Below are 18340 nucleotides of genomic sequence, written 5' to 3' on the forward strand. Positions count from 1 at the left end.
CTTAGGCCTTAGTGATGTCAGGTGCATCCACCGCCTTCATGCCGACCACATGATAACCGGCATCAACATGCAAGACTTCGCCCGTGGTGCCGGCGCCAAGATCGGACAGCAGGTAAAGCGCCGAGTTGCCGACATCGTCGATGGTCACATTTCGGCGCAACGGTGAATTATACTCGTTCCACTTCATGATATAGCGGAAATCCCCGATCCCGCTGGCCGCCAGTGTCTTGATAGGACCTGCGGAAATCGCATTGACGCGAATCCCGTCCTTGCCCAGATCTTCGGCCATATACCGTACCGACGCCTCAAGCGCGGCCTTGGCGACCCCCATCACGTTATAATGGGGCATGACACGTTCGGCCCCATAATAGGTCATGGTCAGGGCGGCACCGCCATTCGTCATCATTTTTTCCGCGCGCTGCACCACAGCGGTGAAAGAATAGACCGAAATATCCATCGACATTGCAAAATTGGCTCGGCTCGTGTCCACATAGCGGCCGCGCAATTCTTTCTTATCCGAGAACCCGATGGCGTGAACGATGAAATCCAGCGAGTCCCAGTGCTGTTTCAACCCATCGAACAAAGCGTCAATCGAGGCTTCGTCACTCACGTCACAGGGCAGGACGATTTCACTGCCCAGTTGCGCCGCGAGCGGGTCGACCCGTCTTTTCAGCGCATCACCCTGATAGGAAAAGGCCAGTTCGGCGCCAGCATCCGATAGCGTCCGCGCAATGCCCCAAGCGATGGATTTATCGTTTGCGAGCCCCATGATAAGGCCGCGCTTTCCCGCCATCAGCTGGTTGGACATGTGTTTTCTCCGCCTGTATTTGCGTATTGGGAAAGACCTTTAAGCGATTGCCGCAGCCGCATCAAGGGCGTGGCACTTGCTCCGGGCGGAACACAGTTCTAGCGTGACGGAATTGCGGCAAGAGGTAAGGCGACCATGAGCGATCGAAAAGGAATTTTTGCCGGGGACGACCCGTTCGAAATTGTGCGAGACTGGCTGGACCAAGCCAGATTCGAGGAGCCGAATGACCCCGACGCAATCGCGCTGGCAACGGTTGATGCCGACGGCCTGCCCAACGCGCGTATGGTACTCCTGAAAGAGATCGAAGCCGACGCGTTTGTGTTTTACACCAACTACAACAGTCCCAAAGCCGTTGAGCTGGACAGTGCGGGTAAGGCTGCTTTCGTCATGCATTGGAAATCGCTGCGCCGGCAGATCAAGGTGCGCGGATTGGTCAGCCGTGAGGATGGCCCGCAAGCGGATGAGTATTTTGCCTCGCGCTCGCTCAAAAGCCGCTTGGGGGCGTGGGCTTCTATGCAGAGTCAACCGCTGCCCAGCCGCAATACCCTCTTGGCCGAGGTCGCGCGCGTCACCGCCCGCTTTGGTGCAACTCCGCCAAGGCCACCGTTTTGGGGGGGCTATAGGGTGCTGCCCTTGGAGATCGAGTTCTGGGCCGATGGCGCGTTTCGCTTACACGATCGCTTTGTCTGGCGGCGCGAGAAACTAGATCTTGCTTGGAAGGTCAGCCGACTGAGTCCGTAAGAACACGTAAGGTGGGTTTTAACCACCTGTTTTTGCCGTCTTTTTTGCTCTTGATATCCGCCAGCTTTTTGAACATGTGTATGTTTGATATATCGGTCTAAGATTAGGGCGAGCAGAAATTGGCTTATGATCAGGGCGACATGCACCAAGTGCATGGAGTAGTGAAGTGGTTTGATCCGGTTAAGGGATTCGGGTTTGTCATCGCCGACGAAGGCGGTGCCGACGTTCTGCTGCACGTTAACGTCTTGCGAAACTTCGGCCAGAGCTCGATTGCGGATGGGTCACAGGTTGAAATCCTGACACACCGGACAGATCGCGGAATTCAGGCGGTTGAGGTCATTTCGATCACACCACCCGCGCGCGACGAAACCCCGATTCTGGCTGACTTTGCCGATATGGATGCGGATGCGCTGGACAATGCGGAATTGCAGCCTGCGCGGGTCAAATGGTTCGACAAGGCCAAAGGGTTCGGTTTTGCCAACGTGTTTGGCAGTGAAGAAGATATATTCCTGCATATCGAAGTTTTGCGCCATTCCGGACTTGCCGATTTACAATCCGGTGAAGCGGTTGCGCTGCGCGTCGTCGATGGCAAAAGGGGGCGCATGGCGGCCGAGGTACTGACCTGGGAGGCCGCTGCCTTTTTCTACGATGAGGACGGCGCGGACGACATGGAATGACGCTTCGCCTGATCCTGGTGGCATCGTTGGCGTTGCTGGCGGGTCCGGGATTGGCGAACTGTCGCGATGATGTTGTCGCGTTGCGGGGCGATTGGGGGCAGACCCAGTTCAGCGTCGAAGTTGTTGACACCGCCGAGGGACGGGCACGCGGCCTGATGTTTCGCGAAACAATGCCGCGCGGTGCTGGAATGCTGTTCGCTTACGATTCTCCGCAACCGGCCAGCTTCTGGATGAAGAACACGCTGCTTGCTCTCGACATCCTCTTTGCCGACCGCACCGGCACTATCACTCATGTTCATCATAACGCCCAACCCGGCGATCTGACCCCGGTCTCCGGCGGTCAAGCGGTGTTCGCTGTGCTTGAGATAAATGGCGGTCTGGCACAGGATTACGGTATCAAGTCAGGCACAGAAATGCAGCATCCAGCATTCAGGGATGGCTTGGCTGCATGGCCCTGCGAAAAAAACGCAGAATAACGCAAAATACCTGCTTTTACTTGTTTTCAGGGCTTTTCAATCCGAACCAACCCCGCTAGATACGGCCTTGGTTCGGGGCGTGGCGCAGTCTGGTAGCGCACCTGTTTTGGGTACAGGGGGTCGTGAGTTCGAATCTCGCCGCCCCGACCATCTTCTCATTGCAAGCTATGTTATTCAGGCACACCGCCAGCACGGCGGTAAAGTGCGTTGAGGGTCCGGGTCATTCGGGGGTCGCGTTCGCGCAGCTCCAGCGCCGAAGAAGAGCGGCGTGGCACGTTCAAAAACACATCGTTTTCCACGAGCCAGCCGAGCGTGTCGGCATGTGCGTCGAAACGAATTACCAGTTGCGGCAAGTCCTCTTGGGTGCCGTCATGGCTTAGGATGAGCGCGGCCGTAGGTTCGGGTGGCAGGTACTCGCGGCATTCCACCCGATTCTCGGAAAGGCGCAGAAATGTCTGCGCCGGAGAGGAGCACGCCAACTCCAGTGCAGTAAAAAGGTCGTCTGGATAAGAAGCGAAACGCGCCACGCCGATCGAGCTGTCGTCGACAGGGGGTACACACGCAGTCAGAGCAACAAGAATCAGGGGAATGATTCGACGCATATGAGAGCGCTCCGTGATTGGCGGCAACGTGTTTTACGCATGGACCGCTAGTAAGCGTTGCCTGATGCGCAGTGGCTCGCAGACTCGCAATCCTAACACCGATTGAGTCGTGAGTATAACCTTGTGGACAGTTTAGATTTTGTGCGCGCTGACAACACTATGGCTGGAATTACCTGTTGTGGGCGACTCATGGCGGCGTACGCAACCCTTAATTTGAGGTTAATGCCAAGTCTTTTCGGGGGGGTTGATGACGAATAATTTGTTTGCAATTTGATGAGTCTTCCGCGAGGTTGTGGCAGTGGGTCCAGTGGCCACAAGATATGGTAGGGATCACCATAGTCTGGCGCGACCGACACAGAAATTATGAATCGTGACTTCCTGCGCTGTGAGCAGGGCTCCCCTCCGCCATCGGGCAGGGGCAGTTGAAGAATTGTCGACAGGTACGGCTGAGAGACTGCAGCAAAAGACTTGCCGCAAGGGACAGAAAGAAAGACCGAAGAAATGAAAATTGACAGAAAGTTCACCGCCGCCGGACAGGATGCATATGCCGAACTTGATTTCGTCTCGGCAACCTCGGAGATTCGCAATCCGGATGGCACGGTCGTTTTTCGTCTTGAGAATATCGAAGTTCCGGCCAGTTGGAGTCAGGTCGCATCGGATGTGATCGCGCAGAAATATTTCCGCAAGGCCGGTGTGCCGGCGCGCTTGAAAAAGGTCGCTGAACAGGACGTGCCAGAATTCTTGTGGCGCTCGGCACCGGCCGATGACAATACCGAATTTGGCGGCGAAACGTCCTCCAAACAGGTATTTGATCGGCTGGCCGGTGCTTGGGCCTATTGGGGCTGGAAGGGCGGCTATTTCAACAGCGAAGATGACGCGCGCGCCTATTATGACGAGATGCGCTATATGCTGGCGACCCAGCGTGCCGCGCCTAACAGCCCACAATGGTTTAACACTGGCCTGCACTGGGCCTATGGCATTGATGGTCCCGCGCAGGGGCATCACTATGTCGATCACGCGACCGGCAAGCTGACTCGATCCAAATCCTCTTATGAACACCCCCAGCCGCACGCCTGTTTCATTCAGGGCGTGCAGGATGATCTGGTCAACGACGGCGGCATCATGGACCTGTGGGTGCGCGAGGCGCGCCTGTTCAAATATGGCTCGGGGACGGGCACCAATTTTTCATCGCTCCGCGGAGAGGGCGAGAAACTGTCGGGCGGTGGCAGAAGCTCCGGCCTCATGGGATTCCTCAAGATCGGAGACCGTGCGGCCGGAGCAATCAAATCCGGCGGGACCACACGGCGCGCCGCAAAGATGGTGATCGTCGATGCCGACCATCCCGATGTCGAGGACTTCATCAACTGGAAGGTGATCGAGGAACAGAAGGTCGCCAGCATTGTCGCCGGTTCCAAGATGCACGAGATCCAGCTTAACGCCCTATTCGCGGCCATCGCACAGTGGGATGGGACCGAGGATGACGCTTATGATCCCACGGTGAACGGCGCGCTGAAAGCCGCCATCCGGGATGCCAAGCGCAACATGATTCCCGAAACCTATATCAAGCAGGTGCTGGATTACGCCCGCCAGGGCCACACTTCGATCGAGTTTCCCACCTATGACACCGACTGGGATTCCGAAGCCTATAACACGGTTTCGGGTCAGAACTCGAATAATTCGATCCGGGTCACCAATGCGTTCCTGACAGCGGTAGAAAAAGACGCCGATTGGGAACTGATCAACCGCACCGATGGCAAGGTCGCCAAGGTGGTCAAGGCCCGCGATCTGTGGGAGCAGATCGGCCACGCCGCTTGGGCCTGCGCCGATCCGGGCATCCAATATCACGACACCGTCAATGACTGGCACACCTGCCCCGAAGATGGCGCGATCCGCGGCTCCAACCCGTGCTCTGAGTACATGTTTCTTGACGACACCGCCTGCAACCTTGCCTCGTTAAACCTGCTGACATTCTATCGAGACGGGGTGTTCCAGGCCGAAGAATACATGCACGCAGCGCGGCTCTGGACGCTGACGCTGGAAATCAGTGTGATGATGGCACAGTTCCCCAGCAAGGAGATTGCGCGGCGCTCCTATGATTTCCGCACATTGGGTCTTGGCTATGCCAATATCGGCGGGCTGCTGATGAATATGGGGCTGGGTTATGACAGTGACGAGGGCAGGGCGCTTTGTGGTGCTTTGACCGCGATCATGACCGGTGTGGCCTATGCCACCAGCGCCGAGATCGCGAGCAAGTTGGGGCCCTTTGCCGGATATCAGCGTAACGCCGCTCACATGCTGCGCGTCATCCGCAACCATCGCAACGCTGCCCATGGCGCGAGCGACGGCTATGAGGGATTGTCGGTAAAGCCGGTGCCGCTGGACCACGCCAACTGCCCCGATGTCCGGCTGGTCGATTTGGCCATCACGGCGTGGGACGAAGCGCTGACACTGGGCGAGCAGCACGGCTATCGTAACGCGCAGACCACGGTGATCGCGCCGACCGGCACGATCGGACTGGTGATGGATTGCGACACCACCGGAATCGAACCTGATTTTGCACTGGTCAAGTTCAAGAAACTGGCCGGGGGCGGGTATTTCAAGATCATCAACCAGTCGGTGCCTGCGGCGCTGGAGAAATTGGGCTATGGCAGCGCTGAAATCGAAGAGATCGTCGCCTATGCGGTCGGCCATGGCTCGATCGGGAACGCGCCGGGGATCAATCATACCTCGCTGGCCGGGCATGGCTTCGGAGCCAATGAGCTGGCCAAGGTCGACGCGGCCTTGGAAGCGGCCTTTGACATCCGATTTGTCTTCAACCAGTGGACCCTGGGCGAAGAGTTTTGCACCAATGTGCTGGGCATCCCGACCGAAAGGTTGAACGACCCTACCTTCAATCTTTTGGCCCATTTGGGCTATTCGCGCAGCGATATCGAGGCGGCAAACGACCATGTCTGCGGCACCATGACGCTTGAGGGCGCGCCGCATCTGGATCCGGCGTATTACCACATCTTCGATTGCGCCAACCCGTGCGGCCGGAAAGGCACCCGCTATCTGGGCGTCAACAGCCACATCACCATGATGGCGGCGGCGCAAAGCTTTATTTCGGGGGCGATCTCGAAGACGATCAACATGCCCAATGACGCGACCATTGTAGATTGCCAGAAGGCTTATGAACTGTCGTGGTCGCTGGGGGTGAAGGCCAACGCACTTTACCGCGATGGCTCCAAGCTGTCGCAGCCGCTGGCCTCGGCCCTTGTCGAAGACGATGACGAGGCCGCCGAAGCGCTGGAATCCGGCAATGCTCAGGAAAAGGCCAAGGTGCTGGCCGAAAAGGTGGTCGAAAAGATCATCGTCAAGGAAATCGTGCGCAGCCACCGCGAAAAGATGCCGCAACGGCGCAAGGGCTATACCCAGAAGGCGTTGATCGGCGGCCATAAGGTCTATCTGCGCACCGGCGAATACGAAGATGGCCAATTGGGTGAAATCTTCATCGACATGCACAAGGAAGGTGCGGGCTTTCGCGCGATGATGAATAATTTCGCCATCGCGGTGTCGGTGGGGTTGCAATATGGGGTGCCGCTGGAGGAATTCGTCGATGCCTTCACCTTTACCAAGTTCGAGCCTGCCGGCATGGTACAGGGCAATGACAGCATCAAGAACGCCACGTCGATTCTGGATTACGTGTTCCGTGAACTGGCGGTGTCCTATCTGGACCGCACTGATCTGGCCCATGTGAAACCGGAAGGGGCCAGTTTTGACTCGCTCTGTCGTGGCGGTGAAGATAGCGTGTCGAATGTTTCAGAAATTACCGAGACCGCCGCGACCCGTTCACTTGAGGTGCTCAAGCAGATCAGTTCGACCGGCTATCTGCGCAAGCGTTTACCGCAAGAACTGGTGGTGCTTCGTGGCGGGGGACATGCTGGCGGCGCAACGATGAGTGCGGCAAGTTCGGAGGCCAGCACATTGCAGACCGTGGGTGCCGAATCCGGACCTGCGCAGCTCAGCGCCGTAGCCGCTACGGGATCGGCGGGCGCAACGGCGTTGAACGCGCGCACCAAAGCCCGGATGCAAGGCTATGAGGGCGAGGCTTGCAGCGATTGTGGCAACTATACGTTGGTGCGCAATGGCACCTGCATGAAGTGTAACACTTGCGGCGGGACCACGGGGTGCAGTTGAGGCAAACCTGTTAGAATCTGTAAATTCATCAGAATTTCAGAATTCGACGGAATTTGCGGCTACGGTTAAAAGCGGATCGTGCGCTTTGAAGGCTGGGCCGCGGCCCAGCCGGTTCGTGTCGGTTGAAAAATCAAAAGTTGCTTTGGAGGCGTCCGTGCGGCGCCTTCATTTCTTTGCAACCTCCCAGAAAGGCAAAGCAGAAAACACAGAGGCAACTTGATATGGTGATGCCACATACTGTGTCTCTGCATTCCGACAAGACGGCAATATCTTTTGCGCCACGCTTCAGGCTCGCCAACAAGCTATCGCGTCTGTCCGCACCTGTTCGCCCCCGATTAAGCGGCGCAGCGAGCGCCCCGCTGATCAACCGATTGCCAGCCGACCGTTGCTTTCCAGACGATGACCTTCGAGCCAAACGGCATTCCGTCTACCCCTGCCGCATTCGTAAGAGAGGCCGATGCTGATCAGCACTACGGAAGAAATGCGAAATTCTTGGCGCTTATCGCCGCCGTGGTGCGGGGGGAAAAGTCATCGTTACGCTCCGGGGGGCGTATCCACTGTTCGCGCGAGATGCGCAGCCAGACCGGCGACGCCGCGGCAGGTGTCCGTCGATCCCGACCGTTGGCGCGCATCGCTCGGCGTCATGCCGTATTGGGCGCGAAAGGCGCGCAAGAATTGATGGCTGCTCGAAAACCCGTAATCGTATGCAATCATGGTTATGGTCCGGTTGCGATTACGCTGCAGTTCGCGAAAGGCATGTCTCAGACGTTCTTGGCGGATGAGGCTTGCGATACCCCCTTGGCTGGCAAAGATGCGGTAGAGGTGAGTGCGCGACATACGGAAGCGATGGGCCAGCATGTCGGGGCCGAGTTCGGGATCGGCGAGATTGAGACGGATGAACGCCAGAATCTCGCGCTGCTGGACCCGCTGAATCTCTAGGCTTTTGTCCTCGCCTCCCGTTCGCTGTCTCGCGATACCAGCAGCGATCAGGTCGATCGTTGCGGTGTCTACTGCCATGGCATCTTTGTCGGAGATATCAGGCATGACCTTTACCAAGTTTTGGATAATGTTTGAGATTAGGAGAGTGATCGGCTCTTCAGCCCGCAAAACCGCTCCATGGGCGGACTGGCCACCCATTGCGGCATCCAGCCGATCGCGCGACATGTAAAGCAGCAGGCTGGTTCCGGCGGTCTGCTGGGTGCGATAGGGGCGGGCATAGTCGAAGATGCCGATATCACCGGGGCCGAGACGCATGTCGGTTCCGTCGCAATCGCCAACTAGGCTGCCATCCAGAAAGAGTTCCAACTGGTAGCCGTCCATTTCCCCCTGCGTGATGCGCGCTCGGTCGCGTAGGTTCCTGCGAGCATTGCTGTGTCGTTTTCCGACCATAAGAGAACCTAACATACGCGCGTCAAGCCCGCCCTCAAGCACTTCGCCGGTAACCGTGGGCGACACGTCATGAAGCGGGCTGCTTAGGGCCCGCCAAAAATCAGTTCGAAAGCGCGCTTCGAGAACATCTGTCGAGATGGATAACATTCTGGATGTCACCGGTCTGATCCTAATAAATTACTCGTTCAAATATATGCAGTTAATAGGGTTAACGCAGTCGAGCATCTATAACAATCGGTTCTCGTTTGGTGCAGGGCAGTGGTCGTGCGCCGGTGCAAACCTGTGGTTATCTTCAGTAAAAACCCTTTGGTACGCAACGCCACGCTTTTTGGGACGCTGCGCATATCGGAGCCTTCGCGGGTTTCGTATGAGCAGGACGAACGGGCGCTGTCCCATCCATGTGTTTTGGCCATCTGATCCGACGTCTCCAACCCGGCTTCGGTGGTAGGCGCCATAGAAATAAAAGCTTTTGCCATGCTTCGTTCGTTTTTCGCTTGGTCATCCGCTGCCCGGCATCCTTCCCCCAATGCGCCCCGGATCGCGCGGAGATGTCTGTTTCTGAACGGCGGGAGCGCAGATTTTCTGATCGCTGATCCAGCTTTTAATTTGCAGCTCATCAATTCCGACAGGGATCCGGCGCAGGTTGTGGGTGGAAATACCCATGGTTTCCTACACAGCATTACGAAGGCCGGATTAGGCCAATTAAAGCTGCCGACGGATCACAGCGTCACCAATGTCTATGCACAGCTCCTTAGGGGCTGGTTTCAAAGATTTTAATCGGGAGTAAGATTATGAAGGCAACCATTACCAATAGATCAAGCGGCGTAGAGCGCGTCGTAAACTTGTCCTCGATTCAGGTCGAAGGCGTCAGCACGATTCGATTGCCATTCAGCGAGGCTGGCGTCGAGCGCTACTCACGCGATGGTGGTGACCTGCTCATTCATATGAAGTCGGGTGAAGTGATCCGTGTCGGCAACTACTTCACACATTCGGCTGAAGCTTTGAGCGAATTGGCCTTCGCGACAGATGGGGCCGCAGGAGCTGCTGCCGCAGGAGGTGCCGCTGTAGGGGCAGGTGCAGCTGGAGCAGGCACCGCAGCGCTAGGCGGGGGCGGCATAGCGGCGGCGCTCGGCGCGTTGGCAGCCGGTGCAGCGGTCGCTGGCGGAGGCTCCTCGGATGGTGGTGGCGGCGGGGGCACATCCCCCCTTGCAGCACCGACTGACCTTGCATTCATCGAAGATAACGCTGTGCTGACCGGTAAGGGGGTGCCCAACACCACCGTATTGGTGACGGATGGATCGGGCAATGCCATTGGCAGAGGAGGCTCTGTTGATGAAAACGGCGATTTCCGGATCGAATTCGAGCCGCCCCTGAACGATGGGGAAACGGTTGAGGTCAGGCTGAGGGACGATGCCGGCAATGAGTCTGATTCCGAGAGAATCACGGCACCGCCGATTGAAATACCCGACGATAGTTTCAATCTAGTAGATGTCGCAAATGAGGCAGATTTAACACAGCACTACGCGCGGGAGGCCACACCGAAAACGGATAGTGATACGAATTTTGATACTGTAGATATTAACGTGCTTGGTGACTTGATTGATGTTGATATCAGCTCAGGCTATCCGCTCGTTGAGTTCGATCTCGCTGAAGGTAAAAATGAAGTTGACTTCGAACTAAGTCTTTCCAGCCTCGCAGAAATTGGTGTACTTAGCGAATATGCTTTAATTATTGAGGTGAAGAACGAAGTTGGAGGATGGAGCCGCTTTGACCCTGGATCGCAGGGTGTCAACGATGGTATTCTGACTCTTAATTTACTTTTTGGTCTTACCGAAACTTCTGGAACCGTAGAATTAAGGGATTTCCCGGCGGGTGAGTATCGTGCAGCATTGCTTCCGAACCCCGCTCTCATAAGTGTCGGGATTGGGGTTACCCGTAAGCTTGAAGTTACCGCGACAGATTTGATCTTGCAGGAGGACGCTACTGTTCCCACATCTGCCGAAGGCAACTTTATTGAAGGTGCAGTAGATGAAGCTACTTCGGGTCTGGAAATAAGTTCTGTGACGTTTGGGGGCACCAACTTTGACCTTAGTGGAGGCCCGAAATCTATCACGGGTGATCACGGCACGCTCGAGATCGAGTCAGGAGGCGATTACACCTACACGCCTAAATTAGATGCTGCTGATGGCGAAACAGATAGCTTCACTGTCACAGTCAAGGATCAGGACGGAAATGAAGATACCGCTAAACTGAACGTCACGGTGAATGTGAGCGAGACAATTGGTGCGCCGGAAAACGCCGAACGCAGCGCGAATGATGATAGCGCATTGTTCAGTTATTTCATGGACGATGAAGGTGGCGAGATCCCGGGCGAACTGCTTGGTGAGCCTTCTGACGATGCGGATATTCCAGCACCAATCGAGGCTCAATCCGCACCTGTTGGAGCAGATTTCATGGCCGCGCAGAGCGATGATGATTTGACCAGCGTTCAGGTTATTTAATCACCTTAATTGCAAAAGTCGGGCGCGTCGGGTTTCCCCCGGCGCGCTTGGCTGTTTTGCAAGCTGCCGAGGCCGCCATGGATCTTGCTGACAATCTCGTACTGGATCAGGCTGCAAGTCCTGAACTTGATGTTCAGGGGTGGGTCACCTGTTTGGGTCATATTGCCGGGCATTACGGCATTACTTATTCGGCCCAATCAGCCTTGAACAGCGCCGCCTGGAATGCCGATAAGCCCGAGATCGAAGGATTGGCGCTATTGGGTCGCCATATTGGTCTGCGAATCCGGCTTTATGAACCGGCCGATCTCAAATTGACCGCATGGCGATTGCCTGTGATTTGCGAATTCAGCGATCGCAGTACGGGGGTAGTCACCACGCTTTCTAAAACCGGAGAGGTTGAGATTCTGTTGGCCGGAGAGCAGGATGCGACGCTTATGCCGCTTGCCCAGCTTTTGCCAGAGCTGCGCCGCTTCGGAATTGCGCGCCCCTTGCGCACGTTGGTCGATGCGCGCGTCGATAATTATATCGCTCCCTATAAAGAAGGCTGGATCCGCCGATTTATCCTGCCGGATTTGCGGCCTTATGGCCATGTCATGATCGCCTCTTTAACGGCGAATGTTTTGGGTCTGACCGGAATTATATTTTCCAAACAGGTCTATGATCGTGTGGTGCCGGCCGAGTCCTTTAATACGCTTTTTGTGTTGTTTATCGGCGTGATGATGGCAGCTGCATTTGATTTCATCATGCGGCAAACGCGCACGAAGATCGTCGATATTCTGGGCAAACGGGCCGATATTCGGCTGTCTGATCAGGTGTTCGGCCATGCGATGCGGGTCAAGAGCTCGGCCCGACCCAAATCTACCGGCTCATTCGTGGCACAGCTTCGCGATCTAGAGTCGCTGCGTGATGTCATGACTTCGACCACGATTTCCGCATTGGCTGATTTGCCCTTTTTCTTTCTGTTCCTGCTGTTTTTCTGGTTGATCGGCGGCAGCTTGGTCATCGTGCCGATCGTGGCTGCGATCGCCATGATTTTGCCGGGTCTGCTGGTGCAAAAACGCCTGGGCCGCTATCTCAACGAAGGCATGCGCGAGGCCTCGATGCGTAATGCCATGCTGATTGAAGCCGTGCAGGGCATGGAAGATGTCAAATCGCTTCAGGCGGAGGACCGTTTCCAACAACGCTGGAACCATTTTAACGCTGTGGCCGCTGAAGCGCAGCTTAAGCAGCGGACCATCACGGGTGGCCTACAGGCTTGGGGCCATGTTGTGCAAACCAGCGTCTTTGCGATCATTGTTTTTGTGGGCGCACCTATGGTCATCGCCGGTGACATCACGACCGGAACACTGGTGGCGTGTTCGATTTTGGGATCGCGAATGATGGGGCCGATGGCGCAATTCAGCCAGATATTTAGCCGCTTGCAGCAGGCAAAGCTAAGCTATGAAAGCATCGATGCGATCATGCAGATGCCAGTGGATCACCCAGACCGGGAAAGCCGGATCGGTGTCGCCATGCTGAGGGGCAATTACGAGCTACGCAGTGCGCAATTCTTCCACGATCCTGAGATGACTCGCTCAGCATTGACGGTTGCGGACCTCAAAATTGCGGCAGGTGAAAAAATCGCAGTACTGGGCCGTATCGGGGCGGGCAAGTCCACGTTCCTGCATGGGCTGGCCGGACTGATCGAGCCGGGCAAGGGCGAGGTCCTGCTGGATGACATAGCCCTGGGTCAAATTGATCCATCGGATCTGCGCCGCGATGTCGGGCTGCTCACGCAGGATGCCCGTCTGTTTCATGGCACAATCCGAGATAATCTGATACTGGGGGCGCCCCAAGCCAGTAATGCCGAAATTCTTGAAGCGCTCAAGATCTCAGGCGCGAACGAATTTGTCAGCCGAATGGCACAGGGGCTGGATTATCCGCTACTTGAAGACGGGCGTGGATTGTCTGGCGGCCAACGTCAGGCGCTGCTGCTCGCGCGGTTGATACTGCGCAACCCGCAGATTGTGCTTCTAGACGAACCCACAGCTTCGATGGACGATCAGACCGAGCGCAATTTAATCGCCGCGCTGAGAACATGGGGCGAAGGGCGCACAGTGGTTCTGGCAACCCATCGCATGCGGGTGCTTGATCTGGTGGATCGCGTCATTATCGTTGAGAGGGGCCAGATAACCTATGATGGCCCGCGCAAAGATTTCCAGCGCAAAGTGCGTGCGACAGCGCGTCCCAAGCCGGCTGTCCGGCCCCAACTGGTCCCCGATGCCCAATCGGAGGTTCAGGATGCGATCGAGACCAAGCCCCGGCAGGGGGTCTGAAAATGGCGCGCAAGCAGGGCACGGCCTCAGATGCCGGTATTATCTTCGGAGAGGAAGACGAGGTTCAGTTGTCGCGCTCCAAACAGGTGGTGGTGGTGGCGTTTCTACTGCTACTCAGTGGGCTGGTCTGGGCGTATTTCGCTGTACTTGACGAGGTGTCCACCGGCACTGCCCGTGTTGTCCCGACCATGAGTGAGCAGGTCATTCAATCCTTGGAGGGCGGTATTCTTACCAGCCTAGAGGTCCGCCCCGATGAGTTGGTTGAGCCGGGTCAGGTCTTGGCTCGTCTTGACCCCACACGCAGTCAGGCCGAGGTGGAAGAGGCCACATCGAAATACCGCGCAGCGCTGGCGACGACCACGCGCCTCCGAGCCGAGATCACCGGCAAGGATCTGGTGTTTCCCGATGAATTAACCGAATTTCCGGATCTGATCGCCGTCGAAACCCAGCTTTACGCCGAACGTAAACGCGGCCTCGAGGACAAACTGGGAATGCTGGATCAGGCGCTCAAACTAACGAATGAGGAGCTGTCGATCAACCAGCAGCTGAAAGCAACAGGTGCGACCAGTAATATTGATGTGCTTCGACTACAGAAGCAAAAGATCGACCTCGAGATGCAGCGCTCCGACACCTCTGCCGAGTTCCTGGTTCAGGCCCACGCAGACCTAACCCGAACCGAGGCCGAACTGGCTGCGCTGCGCCCGATTATGCGCAGTCGCTCGGATGTGGTGACACGGTTGACGCTTCGTTCGCCCGTTAGAGGGATCGTTAAAAATATCGAAGTCAGCACTATAGGTGGCGTTATCACGCCCAATGGAAAACTGATGGATATCATTCCGCTGGACGACCAATTGATGGTCGAGGCCAAAATCACACCGCGCGACATCGCCTTTATCCGTCCAGGATTAGAAGCAACCGTAAAAATCAGCGCCTATGATTATGCCGCTTATGGCGGTCTGAAAGGCAAAGTGGTGACGATCTCTCCGGACACCATCCAAGATGAAATCAACCGAGAACAATATTATTATCGTGTTTTGATCAAGACCAGAAGCGATACGCTCCTCGATGACAATGGTCGCCGCTATTCGATCGTACCCGGCATGGTTGCAACCGTTGATATCCACACCGGCCAAAAGACGGTGCTGGATTATCTCCTCCGCCCGTTTAATCGCGCCGGTGAAGCCATGAGAGAAAGGTAAGCTGTAGATGCCTCAAATCAATGGTTGCCTTATCCAATCACTTGCCACCGCCCCATTAGACCGTTGGCGGTTCAACATCAGCGGCAAACTGGCGATCCTGCCGCTGATTCTGATCTTGGCAGGCTGTGGAAATAGCCCTGAAAGCGAAACTGTCCGCCACATCGAAACTCGCAGCCAGACGCTTAAGCCCCTCACACCGGGCGAGGGCAAAGACGCCCAGAGCGCCGTGCGCGCAGCTTTGTTGCTGGACCCGTCGGTGCGGGAACAGGCCAGCTTGACCGGAGCCAGCGTCGATCAGATCGCGATTGAGCGTTCGGCCCTGATGCCCAGCCTTAGCTTCGGGCTGGTCGCGGGGGTCGGCGAGGTGGGCGCGGGCGATCCCGATATTGAGTTGTCGGGCAATCAAGTGTTGGTTGATTTCGGTGGCCGCAAACGCGCGATCAAGGCTGCCGACGTCAATCTGCAAATCCAATACCTAAAGTTTCAGGCCACGGTGGATGCGTCTATTTCGACGGCTTTGATCACCTATCGACAAGTGGCGATGTTGCAAAATCTGATTAAGGTGAAAGCCGCGCATTTGGCCTCGATGGAGGACCTGCACAAGCTGATTACAGAGCGCATCAACATCGGTGCGTCCTCCTCGCCCGATCTGCTTGAGATCCGCAACCGGATGGAGCGTGCCGCGTTCGATTTGCAAGATGCCAAGATGGAATTGGCCGAGATGCGCGACAAGCTGCTGCGCTTGACCGGTCGCAGTGATGGCGGCATGATCCCCAATTTCACGCAGACCTGCGGCCCACCCGACGGCGAGACAGATCAGTTGCGTATCGCACGGCTGGAACTGGTCAAGGCTCGGCTGAACTTGGAGGGGGCTCAACGCGCCCGTCTCCCCAGTATCAGCCTTAATCCAGTTGGGCGTGCGGGTATTGGGACGGACGGGATCAAGACGGGGATGAATGTCGAAATCGGCTCGCCCCTGTTTAATGGCGGGGCTATCAAGGCCCGTGAAAATGCCGCGCGCAATCTCCAACGCAGCGCTGAAGCTCTAGTCGAAGCTGAGCAGCGCAATATCCGCTTGGATGACCTGAGACTGCGGAGGCAGATTTCTTCTCTGAAAGAAAAACAGCTAATGCTGGCGCGCCAAATCACGCTTTTGGCGGAAACACGCGATCTGTATTACACCCAATATATCAAACTCGGGACACGCCAAATCACCGATCTGCTAGACGCCGAGGAATCTCTTCACCTACGCAAAGCCGAATTGGTTGAAGCCGGTTTCGACCTGCAAAAGCGGCTTGTGGAATGCGCCGCTCGCAGTAAGGTCCTGCGCCGGGAACTCGGCCTTAATAAGTTTCAGACTTATGGTTATCCTCTGACGGCGGATGGATTTTAACGACAGCTAAGCAAGACCATAGTTAACAGGCTCAATCGGCCCAGGCGGGTTACGGTTTCGTGGGCGCTTTGGCTCTGTAGTTTCCAATACCGGCGTGGTTCGGCTGACCCTCCCGGAGAAAACATAAAGGTTTAAGGCCAAGGCGTTTGGCTATGCCGCACGTTACCGGAGGTTCTCCATGCAGGAGAGCCCACTATCGATCGTCAAAGGGGTCAGATGTGCGAGCTGTAAGGTTCTGGAGATGCCGCCAGTTACAGCCCCACTAACCGGTTAATTGTGGGAGACATGACCAAAGACCGCGAAGCGCAAAACCCATATCAGTTGAAACAGATGGGGCTTGAAGGGTAGCAACCCATCGCGGACGGGCAGTTGGCGCTGTTTATTGCGCCAGATAGCGGGCGCTGGGGCCTGTTGCGCAGTGCCCTGTCTGGGCTGCAGGCAAGGCGCAAAAAAGGTCAATTTCGATCTCATCGCTGGACAGAAAACCCGCATTGAGGCGCGTAATCAAGCCTGAAGTATTGCCTGCGATGGCGCGCGTTCGCATATGCGCCCGCGCCGATCGGTTGGATCAGCGCGGGCGCAAGCGGATCAGGTCACACCAAGCGCACGCATGGCTTCGGCCACACGGATGAAGCCTGCGATGTTAGCACCGACCACATAATTGCCGGGCATGCCATATTCCTCGGCGGTGGCAGCGCAGCGGTCGTGGATGGCGGCCATGATCACGGCCAGACGGCTTTCGGTTTGCTGGAAGGTCCAGCTGTCGCGCGAGGCGTTTTGCTGCATCTCAAGCGCGCTGGTGGCAACACCGCCCGCATTGCTGGCCTTGCCGGGTGCGAACAGGATTTCCGCTTTCTGGAACAGGCGCACCGCCTCGGGTGTACAGGGCATATTGGCACCTTCAGCCACGGCGATCACACCGTTCTTGAGCAGTTCGCGGGCGTCCTTGCCAGTCAATTCGTTCTGCGTAGCACAGGGCAAAGCGATGTCGCATGGGACGTCCCAAATGCTGCCGCCAGTGACATGATGTGCCCCCTTGCCGCGCAATTCCGGGTAGCTGGAAATGCGCTCGCGGCGGCGTTCTTTGATCTCTTTGATCAAATCCAGATCGATACCGGCCTCGTCAACCACATAGCCGTTGGAATCCGAACATGCGACAACGGTTCCGCCCAGTTCCGCGATCTTTTCCATGGCGTAAATCGCGACATTGCCCGAGCCGGAGATCACGACTTTCTTGCCCTCAAGGGTGTCGCCCTTGGTCGCCAGCATCTGATTGAGGAAGTAGACGGTGCCGTATCCGGTTGCTTCGGTGCGGACCCGACTGCCGCCCCAGCGCAGGCCCTTGCCCGTCAGCACGCCGGATTCATAGCGGTTGGTGATGCGTTTATATTGGCCGAACATATAGCCGATTTCGCGCTGTCCGACCCCGATATCACCGGCCGGAACGTCGGTATATTCCCCGATATGGCGATAAAGTTCGGTCATGAAGGACTGGCAGAACCGCATGATTTCGCCTTCGGAGCGGCCGCGCGGGTTGAAGTCTGACCCGCCCTTGCCGCCACCGATGGGCATTCCGGTCAGGGCGTTTTTGAAAATCTGCTCGAAGCCAAGAAATTTGACGATGCCGAGGTTGACGCTGGGATGAAAGCGCAAGCCGCCCTTGAAGGGCCCCAGCGCCGAATTGAACTGGACCCGGAAGCCCCGGTTCATTTGCACCTGACCACTGTCATCCACCCACGGAACGCGGAAAATGATTTGCCGCTCGGGTTCGCAGATACGTTCGAGCAGCGAATCCTCGGCATAATGGGGATGGCGGGCAATCACCGTTCCCAGACATTCCAGTACTTCGCGGGTGGCCTGATGGAACTCATCTTCGCCCGCGTTGCGGCGCATGATTTCGGCCATTACCGGTTCTAGTTTTTCGTCGATTGCCATTCTACCATCCTTCGCACCCTGGTCCGGGGATCTTTTCCTGTTTATGTGATGCGTGCTTAGCGGCTGAAAGCGCCGGTTGGAATAACAAAAATAAAGCGGAGGGTCAGAAAATCACGGCTTTGGCCACC

The 18340-nt window shown here is 56.6% G+C and carries 12 protein-coding genes and 1 tRNA gene; 9 read left to right on the forward strand and 4 right to left on the reverse strand.

Annotated features, from left to right (window positions below; translation table 11 throughout):
* Position 1: 1 nt before the first annotated feature.
* A complete protein-coding gene (gene fabI, locus JAO82_RS04270) occupies positions 2–808 on the reverse strand; it encodes an enoyl-ACP reductase FabI (RefSeq protein ID WP_198685106.1) in 807 nt (268 codons plus the stop codon).
* 135 nt (positions 809–943) lie between these two features.
* Between fabI and pdxH the strand changes: the two genes are divergently transcribed.
* The 4 genes from pdxH (at position 944) to JAO82_RS04290 (ending at position 2852) form a co-directional block, all read left to right on the forward strand.
* Positions 944–1549 (forward strand): pyridoxamine 5'-phosphate oxidase, encoded by a 606-nt coding sequence (pdxH, locus tag JAO82_RS04275; RefSeq protein ID WP_198685107.1) that lies wholly within the window; start codon positions 944–946, stop codon positions 1547–1549.
* Positions 1550–1689: 140 nt separating this feature from the next.
* Positions 1690–2226 (forward strand): cold-shock protein, encoded by a 537-nt coding sequence (locus JAO82_RS04280; RefSeq protein WP_198685231.1) that lies wholly within the window; start codon positions 1690–1692, stop codon positions 2224–2226.
* On the forward strand, positions 2223–2702 hold the full coding sequence (locus JAO82_RS04285) for a DUF192 domain-containing protein (RefSeq protein ID WP_198685108.1): 480 nt from the start codon (positions 2223–2225) through the stop codon (positions 2700–2702). The genes JAO82_RS04280 and JAO82_RS04285 overlap by 4 nt, the downstream gene beginning before the upstream one ends.
* 73 nt (positions 2703–2775) lie before the next feature.
* Positions 2776–2852: transfer RNA gene (locus JAO82_RS04290), tRNA-Pro, on the forward strand.
* Between the two features lie 20 nt (positions 2853–2872).
* Here JAO82_RS04290 and JAO82_RS04295 read toward each other — a convergent pair.
* Positions 2873–3304, reverse strand: coding sequence for a hypothetical protein (locus JAO82_RS04295; protein ID WP_198685109.1), 432 nt, complete (start codon positions 3302–3304; stop codon positions 2873–2875).
* Between the two features lie 501 nt (positions 3305–3805).
* On the opposite strand from JAO82_RS04295, the gene JAO82_RS04300 reads away from it, so the two are divergent.
* Positions 3806–7480 carry a vitamin B12-dependent ribonucleotide reductase gene (locus tag JAO82_RS04300; protein ID WP_198685110.1) on the forward strand — a complete coding sequence of 1225 codons (3675 nt, stop codon included), beginning with the start codon at positions 3806–3808 and terminating at the stop codon, positions 7478–7480.
* A 534-nt stretch (positions 7481–8014) separates the two neighbouring features.
* Here JAO82_RS04300 and JAO82_RS04305 read toward each other — a convergent pair.
* Positions 8015–9028 carry a helix-turn-helix domain-containing protein gene (locus JAO82_RS04305; RefSeq protein ID WP_198685111.1) on the reverse strand — a complete coding sequence of 338 codons (1014 nt, stop codon included), beginning with the start codon at positions 9026–9028 and terminating at the stop codon, positions 8015–8017.
* A 632-nt stretch (positions 9029–9660) separates the two neighbouring features.
* On the opposite strand from JAO82_RS04305, the gene JAO82_RS04310 reads away from it, so the two are divergent.
* The 4 genes from JAO82_RS04310 to JAO82_RS04325 are packed head-to-tail and all read left to right on the forward strand — an operon-like array spanning position 9661 to position 16277.
* Complete coding sequence (locus tag JAO82_RS04310; RefSeq protein WP_198685112.1) at positions 9661–11370, forward strand: Ig-like domain-containing protein; 1710 nt, start codon at positions 9661–9663, stop codon at positions 11368–11370.
* A 47-nt stretch (positions 11371–11417) separates the two neighbouring features.
* On the forward strand, positions 11418–13685 hold the full coding sequence (locus tag JAO82_RS04315; protein ID WP_232897212.1) for a type I secretion system permease/ATPase: 2268 nt from the start codon (positions 11418–11420) through the stop codon (positions 13683–13685).
* A 2-nt stretch (positions 13686–13687) separates the two neighbouring features.
* Positions 13688–14884, forward strand: a complete 1197-nt coding sequence (locus tag JAO82_RS04320) for an HlyD family type I secretion periplasmic adaptor subunit (RefSeq protein WP_198685113.1) — start codon at positions 13688–13690, stop codon at positions 14882–14884.
* Positions 14885–14891: 7 nt separating this feature from the next.
* Entirely contained in the window at positions 14892–16277 is a 1386-nt protein-coding gene (locus JAO82_RS04325; RefSeq protein WP_198685114.1) for a TolC family protein, read from the forward strand.
* Between the two features lie 588 nt (positions 16278–16865).
* Here JAO82_RS04325 and gdhA read toward each other — a convergent pair.
* Positions 16866–18212 (reverse strand): NADP-specific glutamate dehydrogenase, encoded by a 1347-nt coding sequence (gdhA, locus tag JAO82_RS04330; protein WP_198685115.1) that lies wholly within the window; start codon positions 18210–18212, stop codon positions 16866–16868.
* Positions 18213–18340: the final 128 nt, after the last annotated feature.

It is taken from the genome of Pontibaca salina (assembly GCF_016307205.1).
Lineage (GTDB): Bacteria > Pseudomonadota > Alphaproteobacteria > Rhodobacterales > Rhodobacteraceae > Pontibaca > Pontibaca salina.

What these genes read in the sequence shown, in the direction of transcription:
- fabI (WP_198685106.1), bottom strand. Translation starts at nt 808, where the DNA reads ATGTCCAACCAGCTGATGGCGGGAAAGCGCGGCCTTATCATGGGGCTC.
- pdxH (WP_198685107.1), top strand. Translation starts at nt 944, where the DNA reads ATGAGCGATCGAAAAGGAATTTTTGCCGGGGACGACCCGTTCGAAATT.
- JAO82_RS04280 (WP_198685231.1), top strand. Translation starts at nt 1,690, where the DNA reads ATGCACCAAGTGCATGGAGTAGTGAAGTGGTTTGATCCGGTTAAGGGA.
- JAO82_RS04285 (WP_198685108.1), top strand. Translation starts at nt 2,223, where the DNA reads ATGACGCTTCGCCTGATCCTGGTGGCATCGTTGGCGTTGCTGGCGGGT.
- JAO82_RS04295 (WP_198685109.1), bottom strand. Translation starts at nt 3,304, where the DNA reads ATGCGTCGAATCATTCCCCTGATTCTTGTTGCTCTGACTGCGTGTGTA.
- JAO82_RS04300 (WP_198685110.1), top strand. Translation starts at nt 3,806, where the DNA reads ATGAAAATTGACAGAAAGTTCACCGCCGCCGGACAGGATGCATATGCC.
- JAO82_RS04310 (WP_198685112.1), top strand. Translation starts at nt 9,661, where the DNA reads ATGAAGGCAACCATTACCAATAGATCAAGCGGCGTAGAGCGCGTCGTA.
- JAO82_RS04320 (WP_198685113.1), top strand. Translation starts at nt 13,688, where the DNA reads ATGGCGCGCAAGCAGGGCACGGCCTCAGATGCCGGTATTATCTTCGGA.
- JAO82_RS04325 (WP_198685114.1), top strand. Translation starts at nt 14,892, where the DNA reads ATGCCTCAAATCAATGGTTGCCTTATCCAATCACTTGCCACCGCCCCA.
- gdhA (WP_198685115.1), bottom strand. Translation starts at nt 18,212, where the DNA reads ATGGCAATCGACGAAAAACTAGAACCGGTAATGGCCGAAATCATGCGC.